Source organism: Acinetobacter sp. RUH 2624, from assembly GCF_000162375.2.
Taxonomy (GTDB): Bacteria; Pseudomonadota; Gammaproteobacteria; order Pseudomonadales; family Moraxellaceae; genus Acinetobacter; species Acinetobacter nosocomialis.
Genome location: NZ_KI391939.1, coordinates 3,050,755 through 3,063,276, shown reverse-complemented (window position 1 = coordinate 3,063,276; position 12,522 = coordinate 3,050,755). Strand labels below are relative to the sequence as shown.

At 41.2% G+C, this 12,522-nt stretch carries 8 protein-coding genes, 1 rRNA gene and 2 other annotated features; of the genes, 6 read left to right on the top strand and 3 right to left on the bottom strand.

All coding sequences use genetic code 11. The features are described from left to right. Positions 1-145: a sequence feature (23S ribosomal RNA rRNA prediction is too short), on the top strand. A 102-nt stretch (positions 146-247) separates the two neighbouring features. Further along, positions 248-2,608: a sequence feature (most likely nonfunctional fraction of RNA operon), on the top strand. A gap of 192 nt (positions 2,609-2,800) precedes the next feature. After that, positions 2,801-2,915: ribosomal RNA gene (gene rrf, locus HMPREF0014_RS21020) — 5S ribosomal RNA — on the top strand. A gap of 105 nt (positions 2,916-3,020) precedes the next feature. After that, positions 3,021-3,434, top strand: coding sequence for an SRPBCC domain-containing protein (locus HMPREF0014_RS21015; RefSeq protein WP_004711284.1), 414 nt, complete (start codon positions 3,021-3,023; stop codon positions 3,432-3,434). Between the two features lie 28 nt (positions 3,435-3,462). Here HMPREF0014_RS21015 and HMPREF0014_RS21010 read toward each other — a convergent pair whose 3' ends face one another. Next, positions 3,463-4,155, bottom strand: coding sequence for a TIGR04219 family outer membrane beta-barrel protein (locus tag HMPREF0014_RS21010; RefSeq protein ID WP_020992341.1), 693 nt, complete (start codon positions 4,153-4,155; stop codon positions 3,463-3,465). A 629-nt stretch (positions 4,156-4,784) separates the two neighbouring features. Here HMPREF0014_RS21010 and HMPREF0014_RS21005 point away from each other — a divergent pair. After that, positions 4,785-6,263 carry a sodium-dependent transporter gene (locus HMPREF0014_RS21005; RefSeq protein WP_002053942.1) on the top strand — a complete coding sequence of 493 codons (1,479 nt, stop codon included), beginning with the start codon at positions 4,785-4,787 and terminating at the stop codon, positions 6,261-6,263. A 12-nt stretch (positions 6,264-6,275) separates the two neighbouring features. Then, positions 6,276-6,419, top strand: a complete 144-nt coding sequence (locus HMPREF0014_RS21000; RefSeq protein ID WP_002053803.1) for a methionine/alanine import family NSS transporter small subunit — start codon at positions 6,276-6,278, stop codon at positions 6,417-6,419. A 40-nt stretch (positions 6,420-6,459) separates the two neighbouring features. On the opposite strand, the gene rsmB is transcribed toward HMPREF0014_RS21000, so the two are convergent. After that, positions 6,460-7,764 carry a 16S rRNA (cytosine(967)-C(5))-methyltransferase RsmB gene (gene rsmB, locus HMPREF0014_RS20995; protein WP_006581522.1) on the bottom strand — a complete coding sequence of 435 codons (1,305 nt, stop codon included), beginning with the start codon at positions 7,762-7,764 and terminating at the stop codon, positions 6,460-6,462. After that, positions 7,761-8,723, bottom strand: a complete 963-nt coding sequence (gene fmt / locus HMPREF0014_RS20990; protein ID WP_006581523.1) for a methionyl-tRNA formyltransferase — start codon at positions 8,721-8,723, stop codon at positions 7,761-7,763. The genes rsmB and fmt overlap by 4 nt, the downstream gene beginning before the upstream one ends. Positions 8,724-9,071: 348 nt before the next feature. Here fmt and ilvD point away from each other — a divergent pair, with 348 nt between their 5' ends. Further along, positions 9,072-10,901, top strand: a complete 1,830-nt coding sequence (gene ilvD, locus HMPREF0014_RS20985; RefSeq protein WP_004885081.1) for a dihydroxy-acid dehydratase — start codon at positions 9,072-9,074, stop codon at positions 10,899-10,901. Between the two features lie 313 nt (positions 10,902-11,214). Further along, positions 11,215-12,504, top strand: a complete 1,290-nt coding sequence (locus tag HMPREF0014_RS20980; RefSeq protein WP_006581524.1) for a hypothetical protein — start codon at positions 11,215-11,217, stop codon at positions 12,502-12,504. Positions 12,505-12,522 lie beyond the last annotated feature (18 nt).

The window sequence follows — 12,522 nt, the reverse complement described above, 5'->3', positions numbered from 1 at the left end:
TTAAGTTATGTGTGTTTTAGTGGAACGCTCTGGGAAGTGCGAACGTAGAGGGTGATATTCCCGTACACGAAAGGGCACACATAATGATGACGAGTAGGGCGAGGCACGTGAAACCTTGTCTGAATATGGGGGGACCATCCTCCAAGGCTAAATACTCCTGACTGACCGATAGTGAACCAGTACCGTGAGGGAAAGGCGAAAAGAACCCCTGTGAGGGGAGTGAAATAGATCCTGAAACCGCATGCATACAAGCAGTGGGAGCACCTTCGTGGTGTGACTGCGTACCTTTTGTATAATGGGTCAGCGACTTATATTCAGTAGCGAGGTTAACCGTATAGGGGAGCCGTAGAGAAATCGAGTCTTAATAGGGCGTTTAGTTGCTGGGTATAGACCCGAAACCAGGCGATCTATCCATGAGCAGGTTGAAGGTTGGGTAACACTAACTGGAGGACCGAACCCACTGTCGTTGAAAAGCCAGGGGATGACTTGTGGATAGGGGTGAAAGGCTAATCAAGCCTGGTGATAGCTGGTTCTCCCCGAAAGCTATTTAGGTAGCGCCTCGGACGAATACCATAGGGGGTAGAGCACTGTTTCGGCTAGGGGGTCATCCCGACTTACCAAACCGATGCAAACTCCGAATACCTATGAGTACTATCCGGGAGACAGACTGCGGGTGCTAACGTCCGTAGTCAAGAGGAAAACAATCCAGACCGCCAGCTAAGGCCCCAAAATCATAGTTAAGTGGGAAACGATGTGGGAAGGCATAGACAGCTAGGAGGTTGGCTTAGAAGCAGCCACCCTTTAAAGAAAGCGTAATAGCTCACTAGTCGAGTCGGCCTGCGCGGAAGATGTAACGGGGCTAAAACTATGTGCCGAAGCTGCGGATTTGACATTAGTCAAGTGGTAGGGGAGCGTTCTGTAAGCCGATGAAGGTGTATTGAGAAGTATGCTGGAGGTATCAGAAGTGCGAATGCTGACGTGAGTAACGACAAAACGGGTGAAAAACCCGTTCGCCGAAAGACCAAGGGTTCCAGTCCAACGTTAATCGGGGCTGGGTGAGTCGACCCCTAAGGCGAGGCCGAAAGGCGTAGTCGATGGGAAATTGGTTAATATTCCAATACTTCTGTGTAATGCGATGAGAGGACGGAGAAGGTTAAGTCAGCCTGGCGTTGGTTGTCCAGGTGGAAGGATGTAGGTATGTATCTTAGGCAAATCCGGGGTACTCTATACTGAGATCCGATAGCAAGCTGTACTTGTACAGCGAAGTGGCTGATACCATGCTTCCAGGAAAAGTCTCTAAGCTTCAGTTACACAGGAATCGTACCCGAAACCGACACAGGTGGTCAGGTCGAGTAGACCAAGGCGCTTGAGAGAACTCTGCTGAAGGAACTAGGCAAAATGGTACCGTAACTTCGGGAGAAGGTACGCTGTTGTTGGTGATGGAACTTGCTTCCTGAGCTGATGACAGCCGCAGAAACCAGGCCGCTGCAACTGTTTATTAAAAACATAGCACTCTGCAAACACGAAAGTGGACGTATAGGGTGTGATGCCTGCCCGGTGCTGGAAGGTTAATTGATGGGGTTAGCGTAAGCGAAGCTCTTGATCGAAGCCCCAGTAAACGGCGGCCGTAACTATAACGGTCCTAAGGTAGCGAAATTCCTTGTCGGGTAAGTTCCGACCTGCACGAATGGCATAATGATGGCGGCGCTGTCTCCAGCAGAGGCTCAGTGAAATCGAAATCGCTGTGAAGATGCAGTGTACCCGCGGCTAGACGGAAAGACCCCGTGAACCTTTACTGCAGCTTGACACTGAACTTTGACCTTACTTGTGTAGGATAGGTGGGAGGCTTTGAAGTTGGAACGCTAGTTCCAATGGAGCCGTCCTTGAAATACCACCCTGGTAATGTTGAGGTTCTAACTCTGTCCCGTTATCCGGGACGAGGACCGTGTCTGGTGGGTAGTTTGACTGGGGCGGTCTCCTCCTAAAGAGTAACGGAGGAGTACGAAGGTGCGCTCAGCGTGGTCGGAAATCACGCGTAGAGTATAAAGGCAAAAGCGCGCTTAACTGCGAGACCCACAAGTCGAGCAGGTACGAAAGTAGGTCTTAGTGATCCGGTGGTTCTGTATGGAAGGGCCATCGCTCAACGGATAAAAGGTACTCTGGGGATAACAGGCTGATACCGCCCAAGAGTTCATATCGACGGCGGTGTTTGGCACCTCGATGTCGGCTCATCTCATCCTGGGGCTGAAGCAGGTCCCAAGGGTATGGCTGTTCGCCATTTAAAGAGGTACGCGAGCTGGGTTTAGAACGTCGTGAGACAGTTCGGTCCCTATCTACCGTGGGCGCTGGAAATTTGAGAGGATCTGCTCCTAGTACGAGAGGACCAGAGTGGACGAACCTCTGGTGTACCGGTTGTGACGCCAGTCGCATCGCCGGGTAGCTATGTTCGGAAGGGATAACCGCTGAAAGCATCTAAGCGGGAAGCCTACCTCAAGATAAGATTTCCCTAGGAATTTATTCCTCTAAAGAGCCGTTCGAGACTAGGACGTTGATAGGTTGGATGTGGAAGCATAGTGATATGTGAAGCTGACCAATACTAATTGCTCGTGAGGCTTGACTATACAACACCCAAGCAGTTGTATACAAAGCATCAATCGATTCATAAATCTACAAAGCAACTTGATTTAGTTAAACGCTTAGCTAAAATGAACACAATCAGATTCAATCAGCCCAGTCTGTAAAGATTTGGAAAACGCTTCGGCAAACAATAAGACCAAAGCAAGTATCCATAAACAGTTGTGCTGGCGACCATAGCAAGAGTGAACCACCTGATCCCTTCCCGAACTCAGAAGTGAAACCTCTTAGCGCTGATGGTAGTGTGGGGTTACCCATGTGAGAGTAAGTCATCGCCAGCTCATTATTCTAAACACCCCCATTCTAAAGAGTGGGGGTGTTTTTTTATTTGTCAGATGATTACTTCAAGAATAATATAAATTCGATAAAATATGGAAAAATACAAAATGATGAAGGCAATTGAGTTATCTCAATATATTCCGTATCCACCTAAGAAAGTATGGGAAGCATTGACCACACCTGAACTCATTCAACAATGGTGGGCTAAAGGAGATATTCAGCCTAAAGCTGGTCATCAATTTACTTTAGATATGGGTAGTTTTGGAGTACAACATTGCCTAGTTAAGGTGGCTGATAAAGAAATTTTATTTGAATATGACTTTGCAATTGGTGTACTTGATACAACTCTAAGATGGCAATTAATTCCTCAAGGAGAGGGCACACTTTTGCAGCTTAAACATTCGGGATTTAATGAGAATTCTTCTTTGGGACAACAAGCTTTTATGGGTATGAGAAAAGGTTGGCCACAAATTTTAAGTCGAATTGAGACGGTAATTTCTAATTATAAAAAAATAGGGTGAAAGAATATTTCTCTCACCCTCGTTGAGTCTAAAAATGTGCTTCTAAGCCTACATATGGTCCTTTAAACTCAAATTTAAGGTCAGTGTTATCATAATCATCTAAGTCAATATTGAGTACACGATAGCCTGCTTTAAGGCCTAAATCGACTACTAAATTATCGACAAATTTATACTTTACTTCTGCTAATGCATCTGTGATTTTTGCATCATTAAAGTTTGTATAAGTTGCTTCACCTTTAGCACTTAGACCTGTAAATGGAAGTTTTACTTCTCCCGACAAATAAGCAATAGGATATGTTTTATCAATATCTACACGTTTACCTGTATAGGCGGTGATATCACCATTTAATACGGTTGCACCTAGACCCGCATCCACACTCACAATATTATCTAGTAATTCATAATAAAGAATAAAATCACTATGATCTAAATTAATCTTATAGTTAGTTTGACCTAAGGACTCTGATTTAGTTTGTGTATCTAGATTGACGTAACGAATTTTTGCATTTGGAATAAATGGGATTGGGTGCTCAAATGCTAATGAAAGTTGTGCACTGCCTTTTCGATCTAAGTCTTGGTCATCTGGCAATTGTGTAGACATGTTTGCTTTACCATCGTAAAACCAATAGCCCACGTCCCCTTTAACTCCTATAAAATCCGCTTGAGCAAATCCGCTAAGACTCATCCCGAGTGCCAAAAAAGACATTTTTAATATCTTCATCATCATATCCTAAGAAAAGAAATCTTTGAGCGCATGATATAGACATCTGAGAAGTTATGCATTGATGAAAAATGGTGAATATAAAACTTTTAGAATTATAATTATTTTTATTAATTTATGTTTTTGATTTTATTATTAAAATATAGATTTTAAGTGGAGCTTGTTAGGAAAAATTTTAGTATAAATTTTGTGTAATACATCGGTAAGATTCTGTGATTTTACTCATCTAAAATTGGTTGATATATCTACTTTATAAAGTAGAAAATAATTTAAATGGTAGAAAATATCATTGCTTATATTCTCTAATAATATGTTTTAGAACATGAATATTAGCTAAAAAATAACCAATCTAAATCAAAATCTCTAAAAAAACGTAAAATTTCAGACGGAAATTACAGTAAAAATAAATAAAAACGGGTATTGTTCAACTATATAGGGGCAAAAAATGGACAAAAATCTTTAAGGAAGAATTTTCTATTTTTGCTTGTTTGAAATGAAAATAAAAATACTCAAAAGGTGCCTTTTATTCTCTATCAAACACAAAAGTATTCTTTGGTTCTTTTTTTGCGTGCGGAATAACAATCAACAAAAGCAGTAAAAATAAGTAATCTTTTAACATTAGGTGTTCTATGACAGATTCTCGTGAAAACTGGACGTCACGATCTGGTTTTATTATCGCAGCCGTTGGTTCGGCTGTTGGTTTAGGTAATATTTGGCGTTTCCCCTACGTTGCTTATGAAAATGGTGGTGGTGCGTTCCTTATTCCTTACTTACTTGCACTTATTACGGCAGGTTTACCATTACTATTTTTAGATTATGCAGTAGGTCATCGTAGTACAGGATCGCCTCCTAAAGCGTATAGAGCTTTGTTTAAAGGCGGAGAAACTCTAGGATGGTGGCAGGTTTGCGTCTGTATCATTATTGGTTTGTATTACGCAAGTGTTCTGACTTGGGCTGGTAGCTACATTTATTTTTCTATTGGCCAAATGTGGGGAAGTGACCCGGAAGGCTTCTTCTTCAATACCTATTTACAAACCACAAAAGCGACTGGCTTTGATTTGCAGTTTGTAGGCCATTTATTCTGGCCAATTGTTGGAATTTGGGCACTGACTTTAATCATTTTATATGGTGGAGTGAAAAAAGGTGTTGAATTATCTAATAAGATTTTCATGCCTTTATTATTCATCTTATTTACGATTTTAGTGATTCAGTCATTACGTTTACCGGGTGCAGTACAAGGTTTAAATGCTTTCTTTACTCCAAACTGGTCTGCCATGATGGACTATAAAGTTTGGTTAGCAGCCTATGGTCATACTTTCTTCTCACTCTCTGTTGGTTTCGGGATTATGGTGACCTATGCATCTTACTTAAAACCAAAAACCAATTTAACTGGCTCCGGTCTTATCGTTGGTTTCGCGAATGCATCGACAGAGATTTTGGCGGGTATCGGTATTTTTGCAGCGCTTGGCTTTATGGCACATGCTGCAGGTACTGAAGTTAAAGATGTGGTGAGTGGTGGTATTGGTCTCGCATTTATTGCCTTCCCTAAAATTATTTCAAGTTTAGGTTCTGGTGCTGATCTATTCGGCCTTTTATTCTTCTCTTCATTATTTGTAGCTGGTATTTCTTCAATGGTTAGTATTTTGGAAGTACCTATTGCAGCGATGCAAGATAAGTTGAAGTGGAGTCGTAAGAAAGCGGTAACCATTATTGGTGGCGGTAGTGCTCTAGTCTCAATTATTTTATTCTCAAGTGTTAATGCAATTAAGCTCGTTGATATTGTCGACCATTTTATCAATAACATTGGCATTATTGGGGGAGCATTGATATCAATTATTAGCGTAGCTTGGTTTAAGCGCTCAGCTCTTAGAGAGCTTCGTGATCATGTCAACCGTATCTCAACCATTCAATTGGGTAAGGGATGGGATTTCACCTTAACCGTGATTACTACTTTTATCCTATTAACAACACTCACTATGACTGTTTTTAATTTGATCAAAAATGGCTATGATACTTATAGTATGAGCTTACAAGGTGTATTTGGCTGGGGCAGTGTGATTTTCTGTGCAGTCGTTGCTATCGTGTTAAGTAAAATGAAAGATCGCTAGGAGGATAAAATAATGAATACTTCGGCAATCGTGATGATGATAATTTCAATGGTATTTGTATGGGGTGGACTAGCTTTATCCATTTTACATTTATCAAGACATCCTGAAGAGTTAGATGAAGTCTTAGAAGAAGTCAAAGACCAGCACACTCTTTAATACTGATCTAGTAAAAAAGCAGGCTTAAAAGCCTGCTTTTTTATGCAATTTTTTGAATTTTACAATAATAAAATCCATCACCAGATTGTGCTTCTGGCAACAGTTGTCTGCCATGAGCTTGTTCAATTCCCCAATCTGCTTCAATTTTTACTTCTTTTGCATCGGTATGCTTTGCAAAGAAGCTAATCATCTGCTGTTCATTTTCAGCTTTTAAAATTGAACAGGTGATGTAAAGCAGGGAGCCTCCAACTTTAAGTTGCTGCCACATGTGCTCTAAGATCTGCTTTTGTAGCTCAATGGTTTGGGCTATGTCACTAGATTGGCGCAATAGACGTATGTCAGGATGGCGTCGAATTACACCTGTCGCAGAACAAGGTGCATCAAGCACGATACAATCCACAGGTTGGGCTGGAGTCCACTTGGTTGCATCTGCTGCCAGAATTTCAGTATGGCTTTGATCTAGTGCTAGTCGGTTTAGGTTTTCAGTTACACGGACTAAACGACTTGGATCCTGATCAATGGCGATGAGCTGTGCTGGTTTAAATTTTTCAAGCAAATGAGCCGTTTTTCCACCTGGAGCCGCACACGCATCAATAACTGTTTTATTGTTTAAATCAGGCAATAAGGTTGCACATAGCTGTGCATGTTCATCTTGTACAGAAAACCAGCCCTGTTCAAAACCCGGTAACTGTGTAATTTGTACAGATTGTTCAAGAATAATACCCGCGTCAGATAGAGTACACGCACGTGCCTGAATATCTAAACTTTGTAGTTTTGCTAAATAAGCATCGCGACCAATATGGCGTTGGTTTACTCGTAAAGTTAAAGGTGCGGCTTGCTTTAACGATTGGCAGAGAGCTTCTGTTTGTTCTCCCCAATCCTTTTTTAAACGCTTAAAAAGCCAACTTGGTAAGCCATGGGCTTGCTGTAAACCTTGTTGAAAGTCCTCAGTTTCGCGAGTTGCTCGGCGCAAAATTGCATTCACAATACCGCTGAGTGCAGGGAAACCAAGTTGTTTAGTCGCATCTACTGTTTCTGAGATGGCAGCGTGCGCTGCAATACGCGTGCATAAAACTTGATAAAGACCAACGTATAGACAGGTTTCTACTGTCTCATTGTTTAAAGGTTTGCTGAGCAAAGGCAGACTAATTGACTTAAGTGCGAACCATTGGCGTAAAGTACCTAGAACAAGTTCATGAAATAACGCACGATCACGCTCTGCGACTTGATTCAGCTGTGTATTTAAAATACTAGCCAATGATTGGCCCTGCTGAACTTTGAGTAACGTTTGGACGACTTGAGCGCGCAGGTTAAAACGTGATGAGTTTGAAGTAACCTGACTCATGGCAGAATCTGTCCTACATGAAGTTTTTGAGTTTGTGCAATTTGTTGAGCATTTAATGCTTTACCACCTGGCCACTGTACACTCGTTAGACAAATAAATGTATTTTCACCACAAGCAACATGTACGCCTTGTTTATCAATTGCAATAATTTCACCAGCTTGAGCATGTGCTTTGCTTTGGCTAGAAACTAGAGAATTCCAAACACGCAGTGCATTATTTTCATCAAGTTGAACAAAAGCGACTGGCCAAGGGTTGAATGCACGGATATTGCGGTCTACTTGAACTGCATTTATAGACCAATCAATACGAGCTTCTGACTTTACGAGTTTATGAGCATAGACCGTTAAGCTTTCGTCTTGGACTTCGCGTTCTGCCAAATATTTTTGCAGAGTTTCTTCTGACTCGAGTACCGCACAAATTGCTGTTGCTCCTTGTGCTGCCAACTTGTCATGTAAAGTCGCAGAAGTATCTTCGGCAGTGATCGGACAATAGGTTTTATACATCATATCGCCTGTATCTAAACCTGCCGCCATTTGCATGATGGTAATGCCGGTTTCTTCATCACCTGTTGCAATCGCGCGTTGAATTGGCGCTGCACCACGCCAACGTGGTAATAGCGAGCCGTGAATATTTAAACAGCCATATTTAGGTGTATCGAGCACAGCTTGTGGAAGAATTAAACCATATGCTGCAACCACCATGACATCAGCGCCTAAAGCAGCAAGTTCTTGTTGAGCTGCCAAGCCTTCTTCAGTTGAAGCCTTGAAGTGAAGTGGTTGATAAACAGGAATATTATGTTCCAGTGCAAGCTGTTTTACAGGAGACGGTGTTAGTTTTTGTCCACGGCCTGCTTTACGGTCTGGTTGAGTATAAACCGCGATAATTTCATGGGAAGTTTTTAATAAAGCCGCCAATGCTGTTGCAGCAAATTCGGGGGTGCCAGCAAAAATAATTTTCACAAATGCAATCCAAAAAGAGTTTATGAGTAGTATACGTGAAAAACGTTTGAAGCCCTAAACTCATGGCGATTGAGCATTTTAGTTTTTAAATAGTGAACAAAAAATTATTGAAAAAATTTTATTGATAAAAAAAGGTTATAAAAAAATAAAAAATTATTCATGTAAGTTTTGCTAAATATTGACTGAGTATTATCGTTCTTGGCTTTCCCTATATTATTTGCTTCTATAGAATGGAGAATGATCAAATTATGATGATGAGTCAATATTCCGACTGATCTAACGCTATATCAGTATCATTCAGCCAGAGTGGAAGTCATTTCACTCAAGCACAACTTGTTGGAAATACAAATGCCTGACTATCGTTCAAAAACATCGACACACGGAAGAAATATGGCTGGCGCACGTGGCTTATGGCGTGCAACAGGAATGAAAGATGAAGATTTCGGCAAACCAATTATTGCTGTGGTCAATTCATTTACTCAATTTGTTCCGGGCCATGTCCATCTAAAAGATTTAGGGCAGCTTGTCGCAGCAGAAATTCAGGCAGCAGGTGGTGTTGCTAAAGAGTTCAATACAATTGCGGTGGATGATGGTATCGCGATGGGGCATGACGGCATGCTTTATTCATTACCATCACGTGATTTAATTGCGGATTCAGTTGAATATATGGTGAATGCTCATTGCGCCGATGCGATGGTATGTATTTCGAACTGTGACAAAATTACTCCGGGAATGTTGATGGCCGCTATGCGTCTAAATATTCCTGTGGTGTTTGTGTCTGGCGGACCAATGGAAGCAGGTAAGGTTAAATTCCGTGGTGATGAAAAGGCCATTGACCTTGTAGATGCGATGGTTGTTGCTGCTGATGATAGTTATACCGACGAAGAAGTTGCAGAGTTTGAACGTTCAGCATGTCCAACTTGTGGTTCATGTTCAGGTATGTTTACTGCAAACTCAATGAACTGTTTAACCGAAGCTTTAGGTTTATCTTTACCGGGCAATGGTTCTATCGTTGCAACGCATGCAAACCGTAAAAAATTATTCTTAAAAGCAGGTCAGCTTATTGTTGAATTGGCTAAGCGCTATTACGAACAAGAAGATGCAAGTATTTTGCCTCGTTCAATTGCCACTAAAGCTGCCTTTAAAAATGCGATGACTCTTGATATTGCAATGGGTGGATCAACCAATACAGTTCTCCACTTGTTAGCTGCGGCAAATGAAGCTGAAGTTGATTTTACGATGGACGACATTGATGAGTTGTCACGTCGAGTACCAGTGCTTTCAAAAGTAGCGCCAGCAAAACAAGACGTACATATGGAAGATGTACATCGTGCAGGCGGTATCATGGCCATTTTAGGCGAGCTTGATCGTGCCAATTTATTGGATGTATCTGTACCGACAGTACATGAAAAAACTTTAAAAGATGCTTTAGATAAGTGGGATATTATCCGTACTGAAAATGCAGAGGTTTATGAGTTCTATCGTTCATCTCCGGGTGGTGTTCCGACTCAAGTTGCATTCTCACAAAACCGTTACTACTCAACTTTAGATGGCGACCGTGAAAAGGGCGTAATTCGTAATGCAGAACATGCATTTTCTAAAGATGGTGGTTTAGCTGTTTTATACGGCAACATCGCACTTGATGGTTGTATCGTAAAAACTGCGGGTGTAGATGAATCTATTTTAAAATTCACTGGTACAGCACGCGTTTTTGAGAGCCAAGATGCAGCTGTAGAAGCAATTTTAGGCAATGAGATTAAAGCTGGCGATGTTGTTGTTATTCGCTACGAAGGTCCACGTGGTGGTCCAGGCATGCAAGAAATGCTTTATCCAACCAGCTATCTTAAATCTAAAGGTTTAGGAAAAGACTGTGCCTTGGTTACAGATGGTCGTTTCTCTGGTGGTTCATCAGGTCTTTCAATTGGTCACGTTTCGCCAGAAGCTGCTGAAGGCGGTGCAATTGGTTTAGTTGAAGATGGCGATACCATCGAAATTGATATTCCAAACCGTACCATTCACTTGAATATTGATGATGCGACTTTGGCACACCGTCGTACAGTTCAGGAAGCGAAAGGTTGGCATCCGAAGGAAGAACGTAAACGTAAGGTATCAAAAGCGTTAAAAGTTTATGCAATGCATACCACAAGTGCAGCAAAAGGAGCTGTACGCGTTCTATAAAATATTCAATTTTAATAATTGAGTAGGAAACATGCACCCATTAACACGATGAATTGTTATCATGTTAAGGGTGCATTTTTTATGTCTGGTAAAAAAAATCCGCTTGTAGGAAAAGGTGTTTTCAGATCATTCTATGGGTTTGCCATAAAATGGTGATAAAATCTTCACCTACGCAGAAACTCGCGAAATAACATGACATATTTTCTGCGCGAACTTAGGTAGTCATTTTTCCATCTCGACTACTGTTTCACCTTGCACTATGATCAAAATAACTTTTGATCTCGCTTAGGATTTATTTTTAGAGGCACTACTCATGTCACTGCTACGCCGTTGGTTTGACCCTATCCGATCGAGCTGGTTTTACCAAAAACCTTCTCGTCAAGCGGTGTTACCCACGGAAAATGGTTTAAGTATTTATTTACGACTTGATGATGTGTATAGCTATCTGGCTGTTCAGCAATTGTCTCAGCTAGATGAAATTTTAAGTGATGAGCTTAAACCTTTAAAAATTATTATTTCTCATACAGCTTCTGAACCTCCGAACAGCATGACGCATGAGGAATGGCAGCATTATTGTTTAAATGATGCCAAGATTTTAGCAAATCAGCATCGTTTTGCTTTTGATGAGTTCCCAGAAATCCCAAGCCAAGAAGCTTTAAAACAAGCCGCTGTCATACTAAAAAGAACCCCATTACAAGGTCAGAACTTCTTCCATTTACTTGAAGATATCTTTCACATGCTTTGGCAACAGCAATATGGAAAGTTACGTACTTTACATGCCATGGCGGTGAAGCATCAGATACCACAGCATTTTCCAGAACGTATTTTTACAGATGAACCTGTACAGGCAGCGTACTTTGAATTTGGTGGACGTAAATATCACGCAGTGGATGATTTATTACGTCTAACTCGTCGTTTAAAACAACAAAAGTTACTGACAGGTATTCCAATTTTTTTAATTAATCATATCGAATGGCGTGAACATTTGATTAATGATGCTGAAGCACTCAATGAAATTCAGGCTCTTCATCCTGAGCTTGATGTATTTATCGCTTTAGAAGACCCGATGAGCTGGTTGCTGCTTGCTTATATTAAAGAAGAGCTCGCAGACTATTATGATATTCAGCTAAAAGTTTATCCGCTGAGTTATCGAGGCCGAGACTGGTTTGACTGGAGCTTGGCAACGCGAGTTTCTAAACGGACAGAGGTTGCTTTTACACCTTTTTGCCGCCCTACAGAAGAAAGTACACTTGAGATGGCGAAACTTTTCTATAGTGTGCCGGAAAATCAGCAACTTGATACAATTTTTACTATTTTGCAGGCCGTTTGGACGAAAGGAAAAGATCCCTCTTTCCAGAAGCATTTCCAACAGTTACAGCAACAACTTGGCATTGAGCATTTAACCGAACAGGATGTACCGTCTGTTTTGGAGCAAAATGATGCGCTTTGCAAGAATAAACATCAGCCTGATTTACCAGTTTTAGAGTTGCGTATTGATGGGCAAAGTTATGTATTTAATAGCTTGTATCGGGTTTGGATGATTGAAAGCATTTTTAGCAATGTTTTAGAAGAAAAATATAAAACAGCCTCAACTTCTAATTGAGGCCTACTCCCAAAAACA